A 24,783-nucleotide genomic window follows, 5' to 3' on the forward strand; every position below is an offset into this window, starting at 1 on the left:
CCGGTCCGTTTACGTCGCCGTGTAGCCGGTGCGTTCCCGTCGCGACGGCCGTCAGGAGCTGAACGCCGCGTCGAAGGAGGACGACGGCGGGTCGTAGTCGAACGCCTTCAGCCGCCGGAGCGCCTCCGGCGCGCCCGCCAGGCGGTCCATGCCCGCGTCCTCCCACTCCACCGACACCGGGCCGTCGTAGCCGATGGAGTGGAGCATGCGGAAGACGTCCTCCCAGGCGACGTCGCCGTGCCCGGCCGAGACGAAGTCCCAGCCGCGCCGCGGGTCGCCCCACGGCAGGTGGGAGCCGAGACGGCCGTTGCGGCCGTCGAGGCGGGTACGGGCCTCCTTGCAGTCGACGTGGTAGATGCGGTCGCGGTAGTCGTAGAGGAACCCGGTGGGGTCGAGGTCCTGCCAGACGAAGTGGCTGGGGTCGAAGTTGAGGCCGAAGGCGGGACGCCGGCCGATCGCCTCCAGCGCCCGGTGGGTCGTCCAGTAGTCGTACGCGATCTCGCTGGGGTGCACCTCGTGGGCGAAGCGGACGCCCTCCGCGTCGAAGACGTCGAGGATCGGGTTCCAGCGTTCGGCGAAGTCCTCGTAGCCGCGGTCGACCATGTGCGGCGGCACCGGCGGGAACATGGCGACCAGGTGCCAGATCGAGGAGCCGGTGAAGCCGACGACCGTCCGCACTCCCATGGCGGCGGCGGCGCGGGCCGTGTCCTTCATCTCCGCGGCCGCGCGCCGCCGTACGCCCTCGGGTTCGCCGTCGCCCCAGATGCGGGCGGGCAGGATGCCCTGGTGCCGCTCGTCGATGGGGCTGTCGCAGACGGCCTGGCCGACGAGATGGTTGGAGACGGCCCAGCACTTCAGGCCGTACTTCTCCAGCAGGGCGTGCCGGCCCTCCACGTAGCCGCTCTCGTTGAGAGCGCGGTCGACCTCGAAGTGGTCGCCCCAGCACGCGAGTTCCAGGCCGTCGTAGCCGAAGTCGCGGGCGTGCGCGCAGACTTCCTCCAGCGGCAGGTCCGCCCACTGGCCGGTGAAGAGCGTGAACTGACGTGGCATGTTGCGGGGCCTCCTGGTCTCGCGCCGGCGCCGGGCCGGCTGACTGGCGGTGACGGGCCGGGACTTCAGCCGGCGACGGCGGTGTACGCGCTGTTCTTCGACGCGCTCTCCTCGACGGCTGCCAGCACCCGCTGCACCTGCAGGCCGTCGGCGAAGGAGGGTTCGGGGTCGGTTCCGGTGGCGACGGCGTGGAGGAGGTCGCGGGCCTGGTGGACGAAGGTGTGCTCGTAGCCCAGCCCGTGTCCCGGCGGCCACCACGCCTCCAGGTAGGGGTGGTCGGGTTCGGTGACGAGGATGCGGCGGAACCCGGACTCCAGCGCCGCGTCGGTGTGGTCGTGGAAGTGGAGTTCGTTGAGGCGTTCCAGGTCGAAGTCCAGGGAGCCGCGCGTGCCGTTGAGTTCGACGCGCAGGGCGTTCTTGCGGCCCGCGGCGACCCGGCTCACCTCGAACGACGCCAGCGCCCCCGTGGTGAGGCGGCCGTTGAAGACGGCGGCGTCGTCGACGGTGACGGGCCCCTTCTCCCCGTCCGGCGGCTGGCCGGGCAGGGGCCGCTCCGTCACGAACGTCTCCGTCTGCGCCGAGACGCCCGCCAACGGCGCTCCCGCCAGGTGCTGCGCGATGTCGACTGCGTGCGCCCCCAGGTCTCCGAGGGCCCCCGAGCCGGCCGCCTCACGGCGCAGCCGCCACGCCAGGGGGAACGCCGGATCGACGAGCCAGTCCTGGAGGTAGGAGACGCGTACGTGGCGCAGCTCGCCCAGCCGCCCCTCGTCCACCATCCGCTTGGCGTGCGCGAGGGCGGGCGTGCGGCGGTAGTTGAAGCCGACCATCGTCAACTGGCCTCGTGCGCGCGCCTCTTCGGCCGCGGCCGCCATCGCCTCGGCCTCCGCGACGGTGTTGGCGAGCGGCTTCTCGCACAGCACGTGCTTGCCGGCCTCCAGGGCGGCGACGGCGATCTCGGCGTGGCTCTCCCCCGGGGTGCAGATGTCCACGAGATGGACGTCGTCGCGGGCGATCAGAGCGCGCCAGTCCGTCTCCGCCGCGCTCCAGCCGAGCCGCTCGGCCGCCGACCGGACGGCGTCGCCGTCCCGGCCGCAGACCGCCCTCATCGCCGGGGCGAGCGGCAGACCGAAGACCCGGCCGACGGTGCGCCAGCCCTGCGAGTGCGCCGCCCCCATGAAGGCGTAGCCGACCATTCCCACACCGAGCGGTGGCGCCGACCCGGACTGTTCGGGACGTCCGGGCGCGGGGGCGGGCGCGGTCTCGTTGGACATGGGACTCCTCCCTGTCGGGATGTGCGGTGTGGGGGGCGGGCTGCCCGGCGTGGTGCGTCGAGGGCGTGTGCCGGGTCTACTTGAAGCCGGTCGGGAGGTATTCGTCGACGTTCTCCTTGGTGACGACGGCCGAGTAGAGCGTGAGGGAGGCGGGGATCTCGAACTCGGAGAGGCCCCCGATGCCCTTGCCCTGGCCGAGTGCGCGGGCCAGGTCGATGGCGGAGGCGGCCATCGTCGGCGGGTAGAGGACCGTGGCCTTGATGACGCCGTCGTCCCTCTTGATGGCGTCCATGACGCGCCGCGAACCGGCGCCGCCCACCATCAGGAACTCGTCCCGTCCGGCCTGCTCGATGGCGCGCTCCGCGCCGACGCCCTGGTCGTCGTCGTGGTTCCACAGGGCGTCGAACTTCGGTTCCGCGCGCAGGAGTTGAGCCATCTTCGACTGCCCGGACTCGACGGTGAACTCGGCGGCCTGGCGGGCGACCTTCTTGATGTTGGGGTAGTTCTTCAGGGCGTCGTCGAAGCCCTTCGTGCGCTCCCTGGTCAGCTCCAGGTTGTCGATGCCGGCGAGTTCGACGACCTTGGCGTTCTTCTTGTCCTTCAGCTGCTCGCCTATGTAGCGCCCGGCGTTGAGGCCCATGCCGTAGTTGTCGCCGCCGATCCAGCAGCGGTAGGCCTGCTGGGAGTCGAAGACGCGGTCGAGGTTGACCACGGGGATGCCCGCGCGCATGGCCTTCAGCCCGACCTGGGTGAGCGCCTTGCCGTCGGAGGGGAGGACGACGAGGACGTCGACCTTCTTGTTGATCAGCGTCTCGATCTGGCCGATCTGCTGCGCGTTGTCGTTGGAGCCCTCGGTGGCTTCGAGCGTGACGTCCTCGTACTTCTTCGCACGCGCCTTCGCCTGCTCGTTGATGGCGTTCAGCCAGCCGTGGTCGGCCTGCGGCCCGGCGAAGCCGATGGTGACCTTCTTGCCGGGCTTGTCGTCGGCGATGTCGGCCTGGCCCTGGGCCTCCGCGGCGTCGTTGCTCTTGTTGCTGGTGCAGCCCGCGCCGAGCAGGGCGGCGCCGGCGGCTGCCGTTCCGAACAGCATCCTCCTGCGCGAGGTGCGTGAAGTGCGCGCGTCCGCGGCGGAGCCGGACGGGGCGGCGGTGTCGTGGCTGGGTGCGTTCCGGCTGTCAGGCATCTCGGTCATTGCGTCTTCCGACCCTTCTGGACCAGGACTGCGGCGACGATGATCGCCCCCTTGGCGATCTGCTGGACGTCGCTCTGGAGGTTGTTGAGAGCGAACAGGTTGGTGATCGTGGTGAAGACGAGGACTCCCAGTACGGAGCCGGTGATGGTGCCCCGGCCGCCGCTGAGCAGGGTGCCGCCGATGATCGCGGCGGCGATGGCGTCGAGCTCGTAGAGGTTTCCGTTGGTGTTCTGACCGGACCCGGTGAGGACGATCAGCATGAAGGCGGCGATGCCGCAGCACAGCCCGGACAGCAGGTACAGCAGCAGCCGCTGGCGTCGCACCGCGATGCCCGCGAGCCGGGAGGCCTCGGCGTTGCCGCCGACGGCCACGGTGCGGCGCCCGAACGTGGTGCGTCCCAGGACGAGCCAGCCGAGTACCGCCACGGTGGCGAAGACCAGCACCAGGGGTGGCACGCCCAGCACGTAGCTGTCGGAGACGCCCAGGCCGAGGACGGAGTCGACGGTGACGACCTGCGTCTTGCCGTCGCTGATCAGAAGGGCCAGGCCGCGTGCGGAGGCGAGCATCGCGAGGGTGGCGATGAACGGCACCATCGGCCCGTACGCGATGAGCACGCCGTTGACCAGGCCGCATCCCAGCCCGACGCACAGCGCGCACAGCAGCATGCCGCCGAGGCCGTACTCCTGCGTGGCGACCGTCGTCGCCCACACGGAGGCCAGGGCGACGATCGCGCCGACCGACAGGTCGATGCCGCCGCCGATGATGACGAAGGTGACGCCGACGGTCACGACACCGATGACGGAGGACTGGGTGAGGATCAGCTGGAGATTGTCGCCGGTGAGGAACTGCTCCGGCCTGGTGATCGCGCCGACGGCCACCAGCGCCACCAGCACCCCGAGCAGCGACAGGTGACGCACTCCGATCCGCGGGGCGCTGATCCCCCGCCGGGCCGGGGACCGTTGGGTCGGCGGCGGCGCGGGCTCCTTGACCGCGTCGGAACCGGGTGAGCTCAGCACGACGGGCTCCCTTCCATGACGAGGTCGAGCACCCGGTGCTCGTCGAGCTCCCGGGCGGGGGCGGTGTGCACGACGCGGCCCTCCCGCAGCACCAGCACCCTGTCGGCCAGGCCGAGGACTTCGGGCACTTCGCTGGAGACGAGCAGGATCGCGACACCGGAGTCAGCGAGGCGGCGGATGACGGCGTACAGCTCCGCCCTGGCGCCCACGTCGACGCCGCGCGTGGGCTCGTCCAGGAGGAGCACCTTGCAGTCGCGCAGCAGCCAGCGGGCCAGGACGACCTTCTGCTGGTTGCCGCCGGAGAGCGTGCGCACGGGGCGGTCGGGGTCGTCGGGGTGGAGGGCGAGATCGCGGGTACGGGCGCGGGCGGCGGCGCGTTCGGCCCGGCGGTCGAGCCATCCGCCGCGCGAGAAGCGGGGCAGCGCGGAGACGGAGACGTTGCGGGTGACGGATTCCAGCATCAACAGCGCCTGGGCCTTGCGCTCTTCGGGCGCGAGACCGATGCCCACGCGCACGGCGGCGGTGACGTCCCCGGGCCGCAGCGGCCTCCCCTCGACGAGGACGCGCCCCGACGTGGGGCGGCGCGCCCCGGAGAGGGTCTCCAGGATCTCCGACCTTCCGGAGCCCACGAGTCCCGCGAGGCCGACGATCTCGCCGCGGCGCACTTCGAGGTCCAGCGGGGCGAACTCGCCCTGGCGGGCGAGCTTCTCGGCGCACAGGACGGGCGGCGGCGGAGCGGCGTGCAGGACGCGGTCCTCCAACGGCTCGGTGGAGACGGGCCGTTCGGGGAAGGCGTACTGCACGTCACGGCCGGTCATCAGCGCCACCAGATCCGCGGTCGTGGTCGTACGGGCCGGGAGTCCGGCGGCCGCGACCCGGCCGTCCTTGAGGACGGACACGCGGTCTCCGATGCGGCGGATCTCCTCCAGCCGGTGGGAGATGTAGACGACGGCGACGCCGTCCGCGGTGAGGTCCCCGACGATGCGGAAGAGGTTGTCGACCTCGTCGGGGTCGAGCGCCGCGGAGGGCTCGTCCATCACGATGAGGCGTACGTCGTGGGAGAGGGCCCGCGCCATGGAGACGATCTGCTGGCCCGCGGCCGGGAGGGCGCCCACGGGGACGTCCGGGTCGATCTCGGGGTGCCCGAGGCGCCGCAACAGTTCGGCGGCCCGCCGGCGGGCGTCGCGGGCGCGGATGAAGCCGCGTACGGCGACCTCGTTGCCGAGGAAGATGTTCTCGGTCACCGACAGGTGCCGCACCAGGTCGAGTTCCTGGTAGATGGTCGCGACGCCCAGCCGCATCGCCGCCACGGGAGTGTGCAGCCTGACGGGCCGGCCCTTCCAGCGGATCTCCCCCGCATCGGGCTGGTGGGCACCGGCGAGGACCTTGATGAGCGTGGACTTCCCCGCGCCGTTCTGCCCCAGCAGGCAGTGCACTTCACCGGCTTCGACGTCCAGGTCGACGCCGTCCAGGGCCCGCACGCCGGGGAACGTCTTGGTGATGCCGGACATGCTCAGCAGCGGGAACTGACGGTCCGGCGGCGGGGGTTCTTCCGCGGGAGCGGGACGGGCGGGTGGAGCCATGGAGGGCCTCCGTGCGTGCGGGCAGACGGGACCGGGCGGCGGTGCGACGTGCGGCGGTGCGGACGTGCGGCGGTACGTCGTGAGAGCTGTCGTGAGAGAGCTGCGGGGCAGGGGTGCGGCCTTGCTTCAGGGTGCGGGGTGCGCGGTGGGGCGGGCCGGATACGTCGGTGCTCGGTGCGTGCCGGTCGGTGCCGGCAGTGTCGCGGGCCGGCGGGTGTCGCGGCGTGGAGCGGTGGTGCGGGCGGTGCGACGCGCTGTGCTACGGGGCGGGCCGCTGTAGCGCGGCCGCTGCCGGACGGGCGGTCGGACGGAGCGCCCGGCCAGGTGATCTCAGGCCGGGGAGAACAGGTGGTCGCTGATCAGGCGGGCGGCCCCCGTCACACCGGCAGCGGGGCCCAACTCGCCCAGGACGATGGGGAGATTGCCGGTCGCCAGGGGCAGCGACTGGCGGTAGACCTGGGTGCGGATGCTGGCGAGCAGCGTGTGGCCGAGGCCCGTCACACCGCCGCCGATCACCACGAGTCCGGGGTTGAAGAAGCTGACGAGCCCCGCGATGACCTGCCCGACGCGGGCTCCTCCGTCGCGGATGAGGTCGAGCGAGGTGCCGTCTCCGGCCGACGCGGCGGCGGCGACGTCCTCCGCCGTCAGCCGTCCCGCGCTCTCCAGGCGGGCGGCCAGTTCGGCGGAGAGACCTTCGCGGGCCGCGTTCTCAGCGTCACGTGCGAGGGCGGAACCGCCGAAGTAGGCCTCCAGGCAGCCGCGGTTACCGCACGGGCACGGGCGCCCCTCGGGCTCGACCTGGATGTGCCCGATGTCGCCGGCGCTCCCGGTGGTGCCCCGGTGCACCTCGCCTCCGGCGACGACGCCGCAGCCGATGCCGGTGCCGATCTTCACGCAGAAGAAGTCCCGAACCGAGCGGGCCACTCCGGCCTGCATCTCGCCCATGGCGATGAGGTTCACGTCGTTGTCGACCATGACGGGGCAGCCGAGTTCCTGGCTGAGCGCCTCCCGCACGGGAAAGCCGTCCCAGCCGGGCATGATGGGCGGTGCCACCGGGACGCCCTCGGGGAAGCGCACAGGGCCCGGCACTCCGATGCCGGCGCCGTCGAAGCCCTCGGCCACGCCGGAGTCGCGGAGTTTGGCGACCATGGCGAGCACCTGGTCGAAGACGGCGACGGGGCCCTCGCGCACGTCCATGGGCTGGTTGAGATGGCCGAGGATCTCCAACTCGGGGTTGGTGACGGCCACGTCGACGGAGGTGGCGCCGATGTCGACGCCCAGGAAGCGCAGTTGAGGTGTGAGCCGCACGTTGTGCGAGCGGCGGCCGCCTCGTGACGCGGCGAGCCCGTCGGCCACGACGAGCCCGGTCTCCAGCAGCCGGTCGATCTCCACGGCGAGCTTGGAGCGGGAGAGGTCCACCTGATCGCCGAGCTCCGCACGGGAGTTGGGACCCCCGTCGCGCAACAGCCGGAGCAGCCGCGCCTGGTGGGGGTTGGCAGGCCGTGCCGTCATCCGTCTCATCACCGGCCTCCTCCCCTGCGGATGTCCGACGGCCCGGGCCGCGGACGCGAGTTGCATGCTCCCGTAGCCGCGACGCCGCGGACACTGTCCGGGATTGACTGGGAACGTACCAGCGCTCTGCGCAACGGGGAAGAAGTTCTGCAGGAATCGCTTCGACTTTTCCCATGCAGAGGACAAAGCTGTGACACGGGGGCACGTTCACGCCCCGGCACCCCCGAAGCGCCCCGGCGCCGATCACCCCCCGGCCGGACCGTCCGCCCGTCACGCCCCTCTCTCCCGAACCCGTCTCGCCTCCCGGCCCCCGCTCACTCGCCGGCTTCACCCCGGGCACGCGGCCTCGCGCGGACGTGCATCCGCTCGCCCTGGCGGCCGAAGAGGCTGAGGACCTCGACGGGGCCCGCCCCCGTACTGCCGAACCAGTGCGGCAGCCTCGTGTCGAACTCGGCGGCCTCGCCGGGCCCGAGGACGAGGTCCTTGCCCGCGAGGACGAGACGCAGCCGGCCGGCGAGCACGTAGAGCCACTCGTATCCCTCGTGCGTACGCGGGTCTGGGTCCGTCCGGTCGGCCGGGACGATCATCTTGTAGGGCTGCAGCGGCCCCGGCTGCCTGGTCAGCGGGATCACGGTCTGGCCGTGCACCCGCGTCGGTTTCAGACGGATACGGGGGTCGCCCACCTCGGGCGCGCCCACGAGCTCGTCCAGCGGAACCTGGTGGGCCTGCGCGATCGGCAGCAGCAGCTCCAGGCTGGGACGGCGCTGCCCGGCCTCCAGGCGGGAGAGCGTGCTCTTGGAGATTCCCGTGGTCTCGGAGAGCGCGGCGAGCGTCACGCCCCGGCCCGTACGCAGACGCTTGAGGCGGGGGCCGACCTCGGCGAGGGCCTTGGCTGCGGCAGAGGAAGGGTCCACGCCTCCATTGCACCCCGCTGTCCCGGAAACGGCAACAAGGATTGCCGTTCTCGCACGCTTCTCAGCAGGGTGGAACGCGGAGGTGAGGGTCGTGAACGACGACAGCGGTACGACAGGGAACGGAAGCGGCGGCTCCGGCGGGGCGGGCGGCGGCGCGGAGGGGCTTGGCGGCGCCGCCTACGACGTGGTGGTCGTGGGCGGAGGAGCGGGCGGCCTGAGCGCCGCGCTGGTGCTGGCACGCTCGCGCCGTACGGTCGCCGTGGTGGACTCCGGCTCTCCGCGCAACGCGCCGTCGGCGCATGTGCACGGCTTCCTCTCCCGCGACGGGCAGGCGCCCTCGGAGCTCATCCGCGCGGGACGGGCCGAAGTAGCCGGATACGGCGGCGATTTGATCGACGGCCGGGTACGGAGCATCGAAGGGCGGGTACGGAGCGCCGAACCCGGCTTCACGGTCCGGCTGGCGGACGGCCGGACGCTCCGCGCACGCAGAGTCGTCGTGGCGACAGGGCTGCGCGACGAACTGCCCGGCATCCCGGGGGTGCGCGAACGCTGGGGCCGGGACGTACTGCACTGCCCCTACTGCCACGGCTACGAGGCGCGCGACCAGCCCGTCGGCGTGCTCGGCAGCGCGCCGGGCGCGGTGCACCAAGCGCTGCTGCTCGGCCAGTGGTCACACGACGTCGTCCTCTTCCGGCACGGTCTGGCCCTGTCCGCGGAGGAGGCGGAGCAGCTCGCAGCGCGCGGCGTGCACATCGTGGACGGCGATGTGGAGCGGCTGGTGATGGCGGGGAACCGGCTGGAGGGCGTCGCGCTGACCGGGGACCGGGTGGTGCCGCGCCGCGCCGTCTTCGTCCCGCCGCGCATGGTCCCCGCCGACGGGCTGCTGACGGATCTGGGCTGCGAGCGGGACGGGAGCGGCTGGGTCGTCACGGACGCTTCGGGGCTGACCAGCGTGGCGGGGGTGTGGGCGGCGGGGAACGTCGCCGACCCCATGGCAGCAGTGGTCAACGCCGCTGCCGGAGGCGCGTCCGCCGCGATCGCGGTGAACCGCGGCCTGGTCGAGGAGGAGGTGGCACGGGCCGTCGCGGACCGCCGCGCTGGCGGCCGCACACGCGCCCCGGCCGCAGACGCCGCGGCCGCGTCCTGACCGCGCACCGGGGTGCGCGGGCTCAGGCGGGTTCGCGCTTGTGGTACGAGCGCCGCGTGTGCTCCGTGTGCTCCCTCATGACGGCCGTCGCCCGCGCCTCGTCGCCGTCGGCGATGGCGGCGATGAGCGCGCGGTGCTCGATCCACGACTGGGCGCCGCGCTGCCGCGCCACGGGCGTGTAGTACCAGCGCACGCGGCGGTCGACCTGGCTGGCCAGCTCGGCGAGGACGGGGTTGCCCGCGAGCTGCATCACCCTCGCGTGGAACGCCGCGTTGGCCTCCACGACCGCGTCGACCTGCTCGCCGCCGACGGCTTCCTCACCCCGGCGGCACAGCTCCTCCAGCTCCGCGACGCCCTGAGCGTCCGCGTTGACGGCGGCGAGCCGGGCGGCCTCGGCCTCCAGCAGGGTGCGGACGGTCAGCAGCTGGTCGGCCTCGTCCTCGGTGGGCTCGTGGACGAACGCACCCTGGGCGGGACGCAGGTCGACCCATCCGTCGGTGTTCAGACGCTGCAGCGCCTCCCTCACGGGCTGCCGTGAGACACCGAGGTGCTGGGCGAGCTCGCTCTCGACCAGGTGCTGGCCCGGTCTCAGCGCGCGGGTGGTGATGAGCTGAAGCAACGCCTCGTAGACCCGCTCACGCAGCGGGCCGGGGCGCTCCAGCTTGGGCATGGTGCCTTCCGGCAGTCCAGCGGACAGCATTCCGCGACTCCTGACCCTCGACCGATTCTGGCTATTGAATACAGTCTACGAGGTGCATTGTCACTCCACCGGTGGCCCGTGCCATCTTCTCCCACTCTGTGACGCGTCACACGTGGGTCCCAACAGCCCACGCACACGGGGGAGATGGCGATCCGAGACACCCCCGGAACGGCGTCGCAGACCGATTCGCACGCTCCGGACGGGAGATTCTCGCACGAGGCGCGTCCCCGCCCGTCCGGCGGAACATGCCCGGCGGAGCGGCCCGCCCCGCCGGCCCTCTCCGGGCCCGCCCGAAGAGGACGGCCGCGCCCGCGCGGATATTGCCGTGCGCCGGCGGATCCCGCCGTGCCACTCTCACCGTCCATGGACCCCGACTGGTTGCTCGACGAGCTCGCCCACGCCGGCCCGGAACACCTGGACCCGGGATTCGTCGCCGGCTTCGACCGGAAGCAGGGCCACCCCGATCCGCGCCCCGACATCGAGTTGCTGCAGGCGCACGGACTGGACGGGAGCTCCGTGGTCGTGGACATCGGCGCCGGGACGGGGCAGTTCGCCGTACCCGCCGCGCGGCACTTCGGACGCGTCGTCGCGGTGGAGATCTCGCCCGCGATGCGGGACGTGCTGCGCGAGCGCGCCGCGAGCGAGGGCCTCACCGCTCTCGACTGCGTTCCGGGCGGCTTCCTCGGCTACGAACACGCCGGGGAGCCCGCCGACGCGGTCTTCACCCGTCACGCACTGCATCAACTCCCCGATTTCTGGAAAGTGTTCGCGCTGCGGCGGATCCATGCGGCGCTCAGGCCCGGTGGCGTCCTGCGACTGCACGACCTCGTCTACGACTTCGCCCCCGGCGACACCGAAACCGCCCTGGAGGGCTGGTTGTCGGCCGTGGGGGACGACCCCGCCGTCGCCTACACCCGGGCGGACCTCGCCGAGCACGTCCGCACCGAACACAGCACCTTCACCTGGCTGCTGGAGCCCATGCTCACCGCCACGGGCTTCGAGATCACCGACTCGGCAGTGCGCGGCTCGGTCTTCGCCTCCTACACGTGCGTGCGGACGGGCTGACCGCGCCGCCCGCACCGGGCGGAGCACAGCCCCAGGGCACGTCGCCCAACCGGCGTGCCCCGTAAGACCGTTGGGCGCGTCCGCACCGCAGCGCACGCCCCCCGGCGACACCGCAGCGCATACAGTCGACAAATCCTGCCGCATCTATGGTCATCGGCGCGGGGCCTGCCTACAGTTCCGGCCATGACGCCCGGGTTTCTTGATCGCTCCCACACCGTCGCACCTCCCGGATGGAGCCGCTGGCTGGTTCCCCCGGCCGCGCTCTCGGTACATCTCTCCATCGGTCAGGCCTATGCCTGGAGCGTCTTCAAACCCCCGCTGGAGTCCTCCCTCGGGCTCTCCGGGACGGCCAGCGCGCTCCCCTTCCAGCTGGGCATCGTCATGCTCGGCCTCTCGGCCGCCTTCGGCGGGACGCTCGTGGAGCGCAACGGCCCCCGGTGGGCGATGTCGGTCTCGCTCCTGTGCTTCTCCTCCGGGTTCCTGCTCGCCGCGCTCGGCGCGGCCCTCCAGCAGTACTGGCTCGTGGTCTTCGGCTACGGGTTCGTCGGCGGCATCGGACTGGGCATCGGCTACATCTCCCCCGTCTCCACGCTCATCAAGTGGTTCCCGGACCGCCCCGGCATGGCCACCGGCATCGCGATCATGGGGTTCGGCGGTGGCGCGCTGATCGCCTCGCCGTGGTCCGCGCAGATGCTGGAGACCTTCGGCTCCGGCAGCGACGGCATCGCCATGGCCTTCCTCGTCCACGGCCTGGTCTACGCGGTCTTCATGGCGCTGGGCGTCCTCCTGGTACGTGTACCCGCGGAGGGCTGGCGGCCCCCGGGCGACCGGACGCCGCAGGAGAAGCAGGCCGCGCGCAGCCTGGTGACCACGGCCGACGTCTCGGCCCGCAACGCCGTCCGCACGCCGCAGTTCTGGTGCCTGTGGGTCGTGCTGTGCATGAACGTGACGGCGGGCATCGGCATCCTGGAGAAGGCCGCCCCCATGATCGGCGACTTCTTCGCCGGCACCTCCACCCCCGTCTCGGCCTCGGCCGCAGCCGGCTTCGTCGCGCTGCTCTCGCTGGCCAACATGAGCGGACGCTTCCTGTGGTCCGCCACCTCCGACCTCATCGGCCGCAAGAACATGTACCGCGTCTACCTCGGCGTCGGGGCGCTGATGTACCTGGCCATCGTGCAGCTCGGCGACTCGTCCAAGCCGCTGTTCATCACGTGCGCGCTGGTCATCCTCTCCTTCTACGGCGGCGGCTTCGCGACCGTGCCGGCCTATCTGAAGGACCTGTTCGGCACCTACGAGGTGGGCGCCATCCACGGGCGGCTGCTGACGGCCTGGTCGACCGCGGGCGTCCTCGGGCCACTCATCGTCAACTGGGTCGCCGACTCCCAGGAGAGCGCCGGGCGTTCGGGGCCGGGCCTCTACGGGCTCTCCCTCACCATCATGATCGGGCTGCTGGCCGTCGGTTTCGTCGCCAACGAGCTGGTGCGCCCCGTGAACCCCAAGTACCACGAGCCGCGGGCCGCTGCGGGCCACGAGGCCGGCGAAGCAGACGAGGAGGTGCCCGGCGATGACGACCGGCGACAGCAGCACACCTGACGGCGGGACCGTCCAGTCGGGCGGCGCCCGGGCACCGCTCGGCGTCCTGGCATGGCTCTGGGTCGGCCTGCCCATGGCGTACGGGCTCTACGAGCTGATCCAGAAGGCGGCCCAGCTCTTCACGGGCTGACGGAGGCGCCGTCGCGCCCATAGCGGGGCAATTCGGGCTGACGCGGAGCGAGATCGACCGCTGCACGCCTCTTGCCCCGCGTGGAGGGCGAAGTGTATACAATATTCAGTCGACCATCCAAGTTCCATCCCACGCTCGGTCCCCTCAACCGATCGGAGAGCGGATATGAAAGTTGCAGTGGTCGGTGCCGGTGCAATCGGCGCCTACGTCGGAGCAGCGCTGCACCGCGGCGGCGCGGACGTGCATCTCATCGCCCGTGGCGCGCACTTGGCCGCCATGCAGGAGAACGGCGTGCAAGTCCTCAGCCCGCGCGGTGACTTCACCGCACGCGTGCACGCCACCGACGACCCGGCCTCCATCGGGCCGGTCGATTACGTCTTCCTGGGCCTGAAGGCCAACTCCTATGCGGCGTGCGGGCCGCTGGTCCATCCCCTCGTCGGCGAGGACACGGCCGTCGTCGCCGCGCAGAACGGCATCCCCTGGTGGTACTTCCACGGGCTCTCCGGCCCGTACGAGGGCCGCCGCATCGAGAGCGTCGACCCGGGCGGCTCGGTCAGCGAGGTGCTGCCTCCCGAACGCGCCATCGGGTGCGTCGTCTACGCCGCGACGCAACTGGCGGGGCCCGGCGTCGTGCAGCACATGGAGGGCACGAGGTTCTCGATCGGCGAGCCGGACACCACCGACTCCTCGCGGTGCGAGGCGTTCAGCGAGGCCATGCAGGCGGGCGGCCTCAAGTGCCCCGTCGAGGCGGACATCCGCAACGACATCTGGATCAAGCTGCTCGGCAACATCGCCTTCAACCCGCTCAGCGCGCTCTCCCGGGCGACCATGGCCCAGATCTGCCGCCACCAGGACACCAGGGCGCTGGTCGGGACGATGATGCGCGAGACCCTCGCGGTGGCCGAGGCCGTCGGCTGCCGCCCCGACATCTCCGTCGAACGACGCCTCGCGGGCGCCGAGCGCGTCGGCGACCACAAGACCTCCACCCTCCAGGACCTGGAGAGCGGCAAGCCGATGGAGCTGGACGTGCTCCTGGCCGCGGTGGTCGAACTCGCAGCGCTGACCCGGACTCCCGTGCCGAAGCTCTGCGCCATCCACGCCGTCACCGACTTGCTGGCACAAACCGTAAGGAGCGCAGCATGAGGCAACGCGACCGCGGGAAACCGCCGTCGAAGCAGTACACCCGCCTGACCCATCCCCTGGTACGGGACGAGAAGGGCGGGCCCCTCCGCAGGGCGACCTGGGAGGAGGCCCTGGAGAAGGCGACGGCGGGCTTCCGCCGGACACGCGACGAGCACGGCCCGGACGCCTTCGGGATGTTCTCCTGCGCGCGGGCGACGAACGAGATGAACTACGTCGCGCAGAAGTTCACCCGCGTCATCATGGGCACCCACAACGTCGACTCGTGCAACCGCACGTGCCACGCGCCCAGCGTCGCCGGGCTCTCCGCGGCCTTCGGCTCCGGGGGCGGCACCTCCTCCTACGAGGAGATCGAGACGACGGACCTGATCGTGATGTGGGGCTCCAACGCCCGCTTCGCGCACCCGATCTTCTTCCAGCACGTACTCCGGGGGATCCGCAACGGTGCCCGCATGTACGCCGTCGACCCGCGCCGTACGTCGACCGCCGAGTGGGCGGAGAGCTGGCTCGGCCTGAACGTGGGCACGGACATCCCGCTCGCCCACGCCATCGGGCGCGAGATCATCCACGCCGGACTCGCCAACCACGCCTTCATCGAGCGGGCCACGACCGGCTTCGAGGAGTACAGGGACGAGGTCGAGCCCTGGACGCTGAGCGTCGCCGAGCAGGTGACCGGCGTACCGGCCGACGCGATCCGCGATCTCGCGCACGCCTACGCCACCGCCGAACGCGCCCAGCTGTGCTGGACGCTGGGCATCACCGAGCACCACAACGGCACCGACAACGTACGGGCGCTGATCAACCTGTCGCTGCTGACCGGCCAGGTCGGGCGGTACGGCGCCGGCCTCCAGCCGCTGCGCGGGCAGAACAACGTGCAGGGCGGCGGCGACATGGGCGCCATCCCCGACAGGCTGCCCGGCTTCCAGAACGTCCTCGACCCCGAGACGCGGGAGAAGTTCGAGGCGGCCTGGGGTACCACGCTGGAGCCGCGGCACGGACGCAACCTCACCAAGATGTTCGAGGCCATGGAGAGCCGCGAACTGCGCGCCGTCTACTGCATCGGGGAGAACCCGGCGCAGTCGGAGGCCGACAGCGGCCAGGCCGTCGAGCGGATGCAGATGCTCGACCACCTCGTCGTGCAGGACATCTTCCTGACGAAGACCGCGGAACTCGCCGACGTCGTACTGCCCGCCACGGCCGCCTGGTGCGAGACGGACGGCACCACGACCAACAGCGAACGCCGCGTCCAGCGCGTGCGCAAGGCGGTCGACCCGCCCGGCGAGGCCCGCGAGGACATCGACATCATCTGCGACATCGCGGCACGCCTGGGCCACGACTGGAAGTACGCGGACTCGGAGGCCGTCTGGGACGAGCTGCGTTCCGTCTCACCGCAGCACCACGGCATGACGTACGAGCGTCTCGCCGAGCACCAGGGCATCCAGTGGCCCTGCCCGAGCACCGACCGGCTGGAGCCGACCTACATGCACGGCCGGCTGTGGGAGAAGGACCCGGAGAGGCGCGGCAAGCCGGCGCCCTTCGGCATCGTCAAGCACGACCCGCCCGTCGACCTCACCGACGAGGACTACCCGCTGCGGCTGACCACGGGCCGGCGGCTCGACTCGTACAACACCGGCGTGCAGAGCGGGAGTTTCGCGTCCCCGCTGCGGCGCGGCGAGTACGTGGAGCTGAGCCCCGAGGACGCGGAGCACTACGGCGTCGTCACGGAGGAGGAGGTGCGGGTCACCTCGCGGCGCGGGTCAGTGGTCGCGCCGGTGTGGGTCGACCCGATGCTCCGGCCCGGGCTGGCCTTCATGACGATGCACTTCCCCGACGAGGTCGACACCAACCAGCTGACCATCGAGGCCAACTGTCCCATCGCCGGGACCGCCGAGTTCAAGGCGTCAGCGATACGGATCGAGAAGCTGCCCGTCGCGGCAGCCGTGAGGAGCTGAGGGCTGCGATGGATCTGCGCTTCGGTGACAGCAAGCCGACGGACGAGGAGAAGGCCGCCGTCGACGAACTGCTCGGGCCGCCCGCGAGTGCCTGGGAGGGAGCGGACGACCGCAGCACCGGCGACCTCCGCTGGGCCCTGGGCGGGCGGGACGCGCGGGAGCGCCGCGACCTGCTGCTGCCGGGGCTGCACGCGGTCAACGACAGGGTGGGCTGGATCAGCGAGGGAGCCCTGAGCTACCTCTGCCGGAGGCTGACCGTCCCGCCGGCCGAGGCCTACGGGGTGGCGACGTTCTACTCGATGTTCTCGATGCGTCCCCGGCCCTCCAAGGTCGTGCACGTCTGCACGGACATCGCGTGCGCGGCTGCACCCGGCGCGGACGCCTTCCGGGCGGACGTCGAGCAGCGCCTCGGCCCGGCGGGCCAGGCCCGCGACGGCGTCGTCTGGGAGCCGAGCCCGTGCCTCGGCCTGTGCGAGCGCGCTCCGGCGGCGCTGGCGATACGGGCCGGGCAGGGCTGCCCGTCGGCCGCCGGGCCGGGCGCGGGCGCCGCGGAGGCGGCGTCGGCGCCTTCACCGAACGGTGCGAACGGTTCCGCGAACGGCGCGAACGGTTCCGGGCCCGCCTCCCCCGGCGTCGCCCGCGAGGACGCGTACGCGACCGCCGTCGTCGCCCCCGCCACGGCGGAGGCCGTCGAGGCGGCGGCCCGCGCCCCGCAGGACGCTCCCGGGGAGCCCGGCGCGGGACTGGCCGTACCGCAGGCCGGGGACCCGTCGCTCAAGCTGCTGTCGCGCATCGGCGTCGTCGACCCGGAGTCCCTCGACGACTACCGCGCACACGGCGGATACCGGGCGCTGCGCCGCGCCTTCGCGATCGGCCCGGCCGCCGTCCTTCGGGAGGTCACCGACTCGGGTCTGGTGGGGCGCGGCGGCGCGGCCTTCCCGACGGGCCGCAAGTGGCAGGCCACCGCGGCCCAGCCGGACCAGCCGCACTACGTGGTCTGCAACGCCGACGAGAGCGAACCGGGCACCTTCAAGGACCGGGTGCTGATGGAGGGCGACCCGTACGCCCTGATCGAGGCCATGACCATCGCCGGTTACGCGACCGGCGCGCACCACGGCTACCTCTACCTGCGCGGCGAGTATCCGCGGGCGCTGCGGGTGCTGACCGGCGCCATCCAGCAGGCGCGTGCCCGGGGGCTGCTCGGCCCGGACGTGCTGGGGCAGGGGTACGCCTTCGACATCGAGATCCGGCGCGGCGCGGGTGCGTACATCTGCGGCGAGGAGACGGCTCTCTTCAACTCCCTGGAGGGCAACCGCGGCGAGCCCCGCTCGAAGCCGCCCTTCCCGGTGGAGAAGGGGCTCTTCGGGAAGCCGACGGCCGCGAACAACGTCGAGACGCTGGTGAACGTGCTGACCGTCCTGGAGCTGGGCGCCGAGGCGTACGCGGCCATCGGCACCGGCAAGTCCACGGGCCCCAAGCTCTTCTGCGTCTCGGGCAGCGTGGAGCGGCCCGGCATCTACGAACTGCCCTTCGGCGCCACGCTCGGAGAGCTGCTGTCCCTCGCGGGTGTCACCGGGGACCTGCGGGCCGTGCTGCTCGGCGGCGCCGCAGGCGGCTTCGTCCGGGGCGACGAGCTGGACATCCCCCTCACCTTCGAGGGCACCAGAGAGGCCGGCACGACGCTCGGCTCGGGCGTGGTCCTCGCGCTGGACTCGAGCGTGCCGCTGCCGCGCATCCTGCTGCGCATCGCGGAGTTCTTCCGGGACGAGTCCTGCGGCCAGTGCGTGCCCTGCCGCATCGGCACCGTCCGGCAGGAGGAGGCGCTCGGACGTCTCGCCGAGCGGGCCGGCGGTCCGGAAGCGGCCACCGACATCGCGCTGCTCCGCGAGGTGGGAGAGGCGATGCGCGACGCCTCGATCTGCGGTCTGGGCCAGACCGCGTGGAACGCCGTGGAGTCCGCCATCGACCGACTGGGAGCCTACGCATGACCGCCGTACCGCTGAATCCCCCGCGCCGTCTCGTGGAGTTCACACTCGACGGCGAGCCCGCCCGGGTCCCCGAGGGCTCCACGATCCTCGACGCCTGCGACGCGGCCGGCAAGGACGTCCCGACGCTGTGCTACGGAGACACGCTCACCCCGAAGAACGCCTGCCGTGTCTGCGTCGTGGAGGTGGAGGGGTCGCGCACGCTCGCGCCGGCCTGCTCGCGCAAGGCGGAGCCCGGGATGGAGGTGCGCACCGACACCGAGCGGGCCCGGCACAGCCGGAAGATCGTCCTGGAGCTGCTGGCCTCCGCCGCCGACCTGTCCACGACGCCGCGCGTCGCCGAGTGGATCAAGGAGTACGAGGCGAAGCCCGACCGGTTCGGCGAGGACGCCGCCACCCTCAACGACGGGCCGAAGGTCGACAACGACCTGTACGTCCGCGACCTGGACAAGTGCATCCTCTGCTACAAGTGCGTCGACGCGTGCGGCGAGCAGTGGCAGAACACCTTCGCGATCTCCGTGGCGGGCCGGGGCTTCGACGCCCGGATCTCCGTCGAGCACGACGGGCCCCTCACCGAGTCCGCGTGCGTCTACTGCGGCAACTGCATCGAGGTGTGCCCGACGGGCGCCCTCAGCTTCAAGTCGGAGTTCGACATGCGGCAGGCCGGCACCTGGGACGAGGAGCGGCAGACGGAGACGACGACGGTGTGCGCGTACTGCGGTGTGGGCTGCAACCTGACCCTCCACGTGCAGGACAATGAAATCGTCAAGGTCACCTCACCGCACGACAATCCGGTGACGCACGGCAATCTCTGCATCAAGGGCCGATTCGGCTATCAGCACGTCAGCAGCGGGAAGGCGACATGACGGACCGCTGACCGGCCGCGGTCCGGCCGGCAGCGGCTCCGCCGCACCCGGGGAACCGGCCGGACCGGCCACTGACGGACTCACCGACGGGACTGATCGAATGGGACGGGTCACAGAGCGACGGCGCGTGCTGCGCATCCGCGACGGGGCGGTCAGCACACGCCCCGACACCCTCGTCGCCGAGGAGCCGCTGGAGATCCGGCTGAACGGCAAGCCGCTCGCCATCACCATGCGGACGCCGGGCGACGACTTCGCGCTGGCCGCGGGCTTCCTCGTCAGCGAGGGCGTGCTCGGCTCGGCGGACGAGCTGGCGAACATCGTCTACTGCGCCGGCGCCACCGACGAGGGCATCAACACCTACAACGTCGTCGACGTCCGGCTCGCGCCGGGCGTCGCCGTCCCCGACATCGCTCTCGAACGCAACGTCTACACCACCTCCTCGTGCGGGCTGTGCGGCAAGGCCAGCCTCGACGCCGTGCGCACGACCGCCCGCTGGTCCGTCGAGGACCCGCAGGACGCTCCCGTCCGTCTCGAACCCGAGGTGCTCTCGGCCATGCCGGACCGGCTGCGGGAGGCCCAGCGGGTCTTCGACCGGACGGGCGGCCTGCACGCCGCGGGCCTCTTCACGCCCGAGGGGGAGCTGCTGGACCTGCGGGAGGACGTGGGCCGGCACAACGCCGTAGACAAGATCGTCGGACGGGCGCTGCAGCAGGGGAGGCTGCCGCTGCGCGAGTGCGTCCTCATGGTGTCGGGGCGCGCCTCGTTCGAACTCGCACAGAAGGCGGTGATGGCCGGGATCCCGGTCCTGGCCGCCGTCTCCGCACCGTCGTCGCTGGCGGTGGACCTGGCCGCGGAGAGCGGGCTGACGCTCGTCGGCTTCCTCCGCGGCTCATCGATGAACGTGTACGCAGGTGAGCACCGGCTTGCTCTGCGCACCACAGCCGGCTGGGCCTGACGGTCTCGCCTGCTGCACGGGAAAAGGGCCCGGCCGGCGGGAGGCGCCCCCTGCGTCGGCCGGGCCCTGCCTCCCGTGAACCCTCCTGACTCCCGCCGTTCCTCCCGCGTGTCCGGCCGCCGGTCAGTCCAGGCAGAACTCGTTGCCCTCGGGGTCGGCCATGATGATGAAGCCGGCGCCGAGAGGGGGATCCGGCTCATGGCGCGCGAGCCGTACGGCGCCGTGGCCGAGGAGCCGCTCGGCCTCCTCCTCCAGGGCCGCCATCCGCGCCTCGCCCTCCAGTCCGGGAGCGGTCCGCACGTCCAGGTGGACGCGGTTCTTGACCTGCTTGCCCTCCGGCACCCGCTGGAAGAACAGGCGCGGCCCGGAGCCGCCGGGGTCCACCACCGCGGAGGCGTCGTTGCGCTTCTCCTGCGGTACGCCCAGGGCTTCGAGCGCCTGGTCCCACGTGTCGTAGCCGGGGGGCGGGTCCTGCAGCCGGTAGCCGAGGGCCTCGGCCCAGAAGGCGGAAAGCGCTGCCGGGTCGGCGCAGTCGATGGTGATCTGGATGTCTCGGGCCATGTCAGTTCGCCTCCTGGCGGGACGGTCGGCGGGTGTGGGCGTAGAGGTCGCGGAGCAGGCAGACCTCGGCGAGGTGGTGGGTCAGCTCGCGGCTGATGTGCAGCACCAGGGCGGCCAGCGGACGCTCGGCGTACGGTCCCTCGGCCGCGCCGCACGGGCGCATGAGCCCGGCCTCCCCGAGGGAGGCCACTCCGGCCCGCCACGCGGCGTACTCGGAGTCGAGCTGGGCCAGCGCCTCGCCGGCGGTCGCCGCGTAGTCGAAGGACTGATAGTCGGCGGGCGCGCGGCCGAAGTGCGCGGCGTTGCGCACCGCGAGCACGCCGACGATGACGTGGCCCAGCCGCCAGGCGATCGTCGTGAAGGGCGGCGGGTCGGGCTCCGGCGCGGCGAAGTCGATGGTCATGGCGCCGGAGCCGGCCTGCACGGGTGCGGTGCCCGTGCCGCGCGGCCGTACGCTCCAGCAGCCGGGCGCCGGCTCCCAGGTGTACTCGTCGTCGGTGAGCCCGTCGAGGCGGGGACGCAGGTGGTGGCTCCAGTGCCAGTCGATCTGCTCCCGGAGCAGGGGGTTCCAGGTCTGGTCGGTCATGGCGCCCACCCTTCCGCACATTGCGGACAGGGGCGTTCCTCGATCCGCCGGGCGGGGAAAACGCGTGACCCTCGGCGTGACGCCGCCCCATTACGGCCGACGGCTGCGGAACGGCGCGAGCCCGGCGGGCTGCCGACCGAGGGTCCCGACGGGATCCCTACTTGCTGTAGGCGAGCGACGCACTCTCGCCGTCGGCCTGCCTGGCCCCTCCGGAGGCGCGCACCTGCGGTGCCCTGGCCGCCCAGCGGCGGGAGACGAACGCGCAGACGATCAGCTGCATCTGGTGGAAGAGCATCAGCGGGAGCACGGCCAGCGCGGCGTGCGCCCCGAAGAGGACGCTGGCCATGGGCAGTCCGGCCGCCAGCGACTTGTTGGAGCCGGCGAAGAGGGTCACCACGCGGTCCTCGCGGGCGAAGCCCAGCCTGCCGGAGCCGTACCAGGTGAGCGCCAGCATCAGAGCCAGCAGCGCGGCCTCCACGCCGACGAGGGCGGTCATCCGCAGCGGCGTGATCTGCCCCCAGATCCCCTCGACGACGCCCTGGCTGAAGGCCGTGTAGACGACGAGCAGCACCGATCCCCGGTCGACGGCGCCGAGGACGCGCCGCCGCCGCGTGAGGAAGCCACCGATCCAGCGCCGCAGCAACTGCCCGGCCAGGAACGGCGCGAGGAGCTGGCAGACGATGCCCACCAGCGCGTCGGCGCCGATCGCGGCGTGGCCGCCGATCAGCCAGGCCGCCAGGAGCGGCGTCGCGGCCATCCCGATGAGGCTGGAGTACGTCCCGGCGCAGATGGCCGCGGGCACGTTGCCGCGTGAGACGGAGGTGAAGGCGATGGAGGACTGGACGGTGGACGGCACCAGGCACAGGAAGAGCAGCCCCGCCTGGAGCTCCGGCGTCAGCACGTACGGCACGAGCCCGTGCGTCGCCAGCCCCAGCAGCGGGAAGACCGCGAAGGTGCAGGCGGCGACCGTCAGATGCAGCCGCCAGTGCCGTACGCCCTGCAGCGCCTCCCGGGTGGAGAGCCGGGCGCCGTAGAGGAAGAAGATGAGCCCGACGGCGGCCTTGGTGCCCCAGCCGAGAGCGGTGGCGGCGCCGCCGCTCGCCGGCAGGAGGACGGCGAGGAGGACGGTGCCGAGAAGCAGTGCGATGTAGGGGTCGGCCAGTCGTGCCAGGCGGTGCAAGGAATTCCCTCTGAAGGTGCGGCTGCTGCGTACGGACGCTTTCGCCGTACGGGCCGTGTGCACCGGAACGGCGTGGCGCATCCCCGGGAATTGTATCGGCGCGGCCGGTGCACCCGGAGCGCGGAGAGGCCCTGCGGCCCGGTCCGTTCGGTGTGATGCGTCACGGCACCGGGGAGCGCCCGCCGTATCCGGTGGGCGTGGGAGCACGGCGCCGGGCGGAGGCGATTCGCCCGGCGCCGGGGGGTTCGCGGCTTGCGCGCGTCACGTGTACTGAGCGACCGGTTTGCTCGGGGAGGTTCAGTGCAGAAACGTCGCGCGGGGTGCAACAACCTGGGAACGAGTTTCCGGAATGCCCGCATATGCCGGGGTTGTTGGAAACGGCACCCCTCCCCACCAGCCGTTTCATCGGATACGGTCGCTCGCGCTGTGCAATACAGCTGTGCACTGCGTGTCGAGGAGCAGAACCATTGCGCGAGTTCACCGTCCCGGCTGTGGCGCCCACGCCCCAAGTTGGGGGGCTGGCCGACGCCATTTTCGACTATGCCACCGAGGACCCCGACCGAGTCGCGCTGTGCCGTAAGGATTCAGCGGGGCAGTGGCAGGACGTGACCGCCGCCGAGTTCCGCGACCAGGTGCTGGCCGTGGCCAAGGGGCTGCTGGCCGAGGGGGTCCGCTTCGGGGACCGGGTCGCCCTGATGTCCCGCACGCGCTACGAGTGGACTCTCCTCGACTTCGCGCTGTGGTCCATCGGCGCCCAGATCGTGCCCATCTACCCCACCTCCTCCGCCGAGCAGGTCTGCTGGATGATGCACGACGCGGAGGTCGCCGCGGCCATCGTCGAGCACGAGGACCACGCCATGACGGTGGGCTCCGTGATCAACCGGCTGCCGCGGCTGAAGCGGCTGTGGCAGCTGGACGCGCAGGCGGAGAAGGAACTCATGGCCGCCGGCACCCACCTCGACGACGACATCGTCCACCGCCACCGGCTCGCCGTCACCCCGGACTCGACGGCCACGATCATCTACACCTCGGGCACGACGGGACGCCCCAAGGGCTGCGTGCTCACGCACGCGAACTTCCTCGCCGACTCCGACGCCCTGATCCACCGCTACCAGGAGGTCTTCAGCTCCAAGCCGGGCGAACCGCCCTCGCTGCTGCTCTTCCTGCCGCTCGCGCACGTCTTCGGGCGGATGGTGCAGCTGGTGTGCATCCGCGCGAAGCTGAAGCTGGCGCACCAGCCCGTCATGGCGGCCGAGGCGCTGCTGCCGGACCTGGAGTCGTTCAAGCCGACGTTCATGCTCGCCGTGCCGCACCTGTTCGAGAAGATCTTCCAGGCGTCGCGCCGCAAGGCCGAACTCGAGGGCAAGCTCGGCCCGTTCGAGAAGGCGGTGGACGTGGCGGTGCGCTACGCGGAGGCGGTCGAGCACAAGACCTTCCGCACGGGCCCCGGCCCGAGCCCGGCCCTGCGGATCAAGCACCAGCTCTTCGACACCCTCGTCTACAGCAAGCTCCGCGACGCCATGGGCGGCCGCTGCCACGCGGCGATGTCGGGCGGCTCGGCGATGGAGCGGCGCCTCGGGCTCTTCTTCGACGGCATCGGCATGCGCATCTACGAGGGCTACGGCCTGACGGAGACCAGCGCCGGAGCCTGCGTCAACCCGCCCGACAAGACCAAGTTCGGCACCGTCGGCCAGCCCCTGCCCGGCACGACGGTGCACATCGCCGACGACGGAGAGGTGTGGCTGCGCGGCGGCCAGGTCTTCCAGGGCTACCTCAACAACCCCAAGGGCACGGACGAGGCGCTGCACGACGGCTGGCTCGCGACCGGCGACCTCGGCTCGCTCGACGAGGACGGCTACCTGACGATCACGGGTCGCAAGAAGGAGATCCTGGTCACCTCGAACGGCAAGAGCGTCTCCCCCGGTGTCCTGGAGGAGCGCGTCCGCGCGCACCCCCTGGTCGCCCAGTGCATCGTCGTCGGCAACGACCGCCCGTACGTCTCGGCTCTCGTCACCCTCGACCCCGACGCCGTCTCGCACTGGCTGGCGATGCGGGAGAAGCCGGAGATGCGGGCGCAGGAGCTGGTGCGCGACCCGGACCTCGAGACCGAGGTGCGCCGGGCCGTCGTGGCCGCCAACACGCAGGTCTCGCAGGCCGAGTCGATCAGGACCTTCCGGATACTGGCCGCGCAGTTCACCGAGGAGCACGGCTTCGTCACCCCGTCGCTGAAGCTGAAGCGGAAGGCGATCGAGACCGCCTACGCGGTGGAGATCGAAGCCCTGTACCAGCACTGACCGCAGGTGGGGCGGTGCTCAAAGCCGAACAGGAATGCCCTGTCGCGGATGATCGTTGAGTCATGTGGAAGAAGGAACCCGAACCACTGAC

General features: G+C 71.8%; 21 protein-coding genes. 10 read left to right on the plus strand and 11 right to left on the minus strand.

Annotated features, from left to right (window positions below):
- Positions 1–51: 51 nt before the first annotated feature.
- The 7 genes from IEY56_RS04065 to IEY56_RS04095 all read right to left on the minus strand — a co-directional run bounded on the left by IEY56_RS04065 (position 52) and on the right by IEY56_RS04095 (position 8,538).
- A complete protein-coding gene (locus IEY56_RS04065; protein ID WP_189035649.1) occupies positions 52–1,050 on the minus strand; it encodes a sugar phosphate isomerase/epimerase family protein in 999 nt (332 codons plus the stop codon).
- A 65-nt stretch (positions 1,051–1,115) separates the two neighbouring features.
- Positions 1,116–2,321 carry a Gfo/Idh/MocA family protein gene (locus IEY56_RS04070; protein ID WP_189035650.1) on the minus strand — a complete coding sequence of 402 codons (1,206 nt, stop codon included), beginning with the start codon at positions 2,319–2,321 and terminating at the stop codon, positions 1,116–1,118.
- A gap of 76 nt (positions 2,322–2,397) precedes the next feature.
- Positions 2,398–3,411: a substrate-binding domain-containing protein gene (locus IEY56_RS04075; RefSeq protein ID WP_189035842.1), complete on the minus strand. Its 1,014-nt coding sequence runs from the start codon at positions 3,409–3,411 to the stop codon at positions 2,398–2,400.
- A 98-nt stretch (positions 3,412–3,509) separates the two neighbouring features.
- Positions 3,510–4,526, minus strand: coding sequence for an ABC transporter permease (locus IEY56_RS04080; RefSeq protein ID WP_189035843.1), 1,017 nt, complete (start codon positions 4,524–4,526; stop codon positions 3,510–3,512).
- Complete coding sequence (locus IEY56_RS04085) at positions 4,523–6,112, minus strand: sugar ABC transporter ATP-binding protein (RefSeq protein ID WP_189035651.1); 1,590 nt, start codon at positions 6,110–6,112, stop codon at positions 4,523–4,525. The genes IEY56_RS04080 and IEY56_RS04085 overlap by 4 nt, the downstream gene beginning before the upstream one ends.
- A gap of 330 nt (positions 6,113–6,442) precedes the next feature.
- On the minus strand, positions 6,443–7,624 hold the full coding sequence (locus IEY56_RS04090; protein ID WP_189035844.1) for an ROK family transcriptional regulator: 1,182 nt from the start codon (positions 7,622–7,624) through the stop codon (positions 6,443–6,445).
- A gap of 314 nt (positions 7,625–7,938) precedes the next feature.
- Positions 7,939–8,538 carry a helix-turn-helix domain-containing protein gene (locus IEY56_RS04095; protein ID WP_189035652.1) on the minus strand — a complete coding sequence of 200 codons (600 nt, stop codon included), beginning with the start codon at positions 8,536–8,538 and terminating at the stop codon, positions 7,939–7,941.
- Positions 8,539–8,629: 91 nt separating this feature from the next.
- Between IEY56_RS04095 and IEY56_RS04100 the strand changes: the two genes are divergently transcribed.
- On the plus strand, positions 8,630–9,685 hold the full coding sequence (locus IEY56_RS04100; RefSeq protein WP_189035653.1) for an NAD(P)/FAD-dependent oxidoreductase: 1,056 nt from the start codon (positions 8,630–8,632) through the stop codon (positions 9,683–9,685).
- Between the two features lie 22 nt (positions 9,686–9,707).
- Here the strand turns inward: IEY56_RS04100 and IEY56_RS04105 are convergent, their stop codons facing one another.
- Positions 9,708–10,385 (minus strand): GntR family transcriptional regulator, encoded by a 678-nt coding sequence (locus IEY56_RS04105; RefSeq protein ID WP_189035654.1) that lies wholly within the window; start codon positions 10,383–10,385, stop codon positions 9,708–9,710.
- Between the two features lie 345 nt (positions 10,386–10,730).
- Between IEY56_RS04105 and IEY56_RS04110 the strand changes: the two genes are divergently transcribed.
- The 8 genes from IEY56_RS04110 to fdhD all read left to right on the plus strand — a co-directional run bounded on the left by IEY56_RS04110 (position 10,731) and on the right by fdhD (position 20,071).
- Positions 10,731–11,450: a class I SAM-dependent methyltransferase gene (locus tag IEY56_RS04110; protein ID WP_229711590.1), complete on the plus strand. Its 720-nt coding sequence runs from the start codon at positions 10,731–10,733 to the stop codon at positions 11,448–11,450.
- A gap of 183 nt (positions 11,451–11,633) precedes the next feature.
- Complete coding sequence (locus tag IEY56_RS04115; RefSeq protein ID WP_189035655.1) at positions 11,634–13,043, plus strand: L-lactate MFS transporter; 1,410 nt, start codon at positions 11,634–11,636, stop codon at positions 13,041–13,043.
- The gene (locus IEY56_RS04120; RefSeq protein ID WP_189035656.1) at positions 13,015–13,173 is read left to right on the plus strand and encodes an MFS transporter small subunit; all 159 of its coding nucleotides are present in this window, start codon (positions 13,015–13,017) and stop codon (positions 13,171–13,173) included. Before IEY56_RS04115 ends, IEY56_RS04120 begins: the two co-directional genes overlap by 29 nt.
- 165 nt (positions 13,174–13,338) lie before the next feature.
- Positions 13,339–14,316 (plus strand): 2-dehydropantoate 2-reductase, encoded by a 978-nt coding sequence (locus IEY56_RS04125; protein WP_189035657.1) that lies wholly within the window; start codon positions 13,339–13,341, stop codon positions 14,314–14,316.
- Positions 14,313–16,265 (plus strand): molybdopterin oxidoreductase family protein, encoded by a 1,953-nt coding sequence (locus tag IEY56_RS04130; protein ID WP_189035658.1) that lies wholly within the window; start codon positions 14,313–14,315, stop codon positions 16,263–16,265. The genes IEY56_RS04125 and IEY56_RS04130 overlap by 4 nt, the downstream gene beginning before the upstream one ends.
- A gap of 8 nt (positions 16,266–16,273) precedes the next feature.
- A complete protein-coding gene (locus IEY56_RS04135) occupies positions 16,274–18,253 on the plus strand; it encodes an NAD(P)H-dependent oxidoreductase subunit E (protein ID WP_189035659.1) in 1,980 nt (659 codons plus the stop codon).
- On the plus strand, positions 18,250–19,116 hold the full coding sequence (locus tag IEY56_RS04140; RefSeq protein WP_189035660.1) for a 2Fe-2S iron-sulfur cluster-binding protein: 867 nt from the start codon (positions 18,250–18,252) through the stop codon (positions 19,114–19,116). The genes IEY56_RS04135 and IEY56_RS04140 overlap by 4 nt, the downstream gene beginning before the upstream one ends.
- Positions 19,117–19,216: 100 nt before the next feature.
- Entirely contained in the window at positions 19,217–20,071 is an 855-nt protein-coding gene (gene fdhD, locus IEY56_RS04145) for a formate dehydrogenase accessory sulfurtransferase FdhD (protein ID WP_189035661.1), read from the plus strand.
- Positions 20,072–20,194: 123 nt separating this feature from the next.
- Here the strand turns inward: fdhD and IEY56_RS04150 are convergent, their stop codons facing one another.
- The 3 genes from IEY56_RS04150 to IEY56_RS04160 form a co-directional block, all read right to left on the minus strand.
- Positions 20,195–20,632, minus strand: a complete 438-nt coding sequence (locus IEY56_RS04150; protein WP_189035662.1) for a VOC family protein — start codon at positions 20,630–20,632, stop codon at positions 20,195–20,197.
- 1 nt (position 20,633) lies between these two features.
- Complete coding sequence (locus IEY56_RS04155) at positions 20,634–21,218, minus strand: DinB family protein (protein ID WP_189035663.1); 585 nt, start codon at positions 21,216–21,218, stop codon at positions 20,634–20,636.
- Positions 21,219–21,375: 157 nt separating this feature from the next.
- On the minus strand, positions 21,376–22,398 hold the full coding sequence (locus IEY56_RS04160; RefSeq protein ID WP_229711591.1) for a bile acid:sodium symporter family protein: 1,023 nt from the start codon (positions 22,396–22,398) through the stop codon (positions 21,376–21,378).
- A gap of 467 nt (positions 22,399–22,865) precedes the next feature.
- Here IEY56_RS04160 and IEY56_RS04165 point away from each other — a divergent pair, with 467 nt between their 5' ends.
- On the plus strand, positions 22,866–24,692 hold the full coding sequence (locus IEY56_RS04165; RefSeq protein ID WP_189035665.1) for an AMP-dependent synthetase/ligase: 1,827 nt from the start codon (positions 22,866–22,868) through the stop codon (positions 24,690–24,692).
- The last annotated feature ends 91 nt before the right edge of the window (positions 24,693–24,783 follow it).

Origin of the sequence: Streptomyces daqingensis (assembly GCF_014645895.1) — a bacterium.
Classification (GTDB): domain Bacteria; phylum Actinomycetota; class Actinomycetes; order Streptomycetales; family Streptomycetaceae; genus Streptomyces; species Streptomyces daqingensis.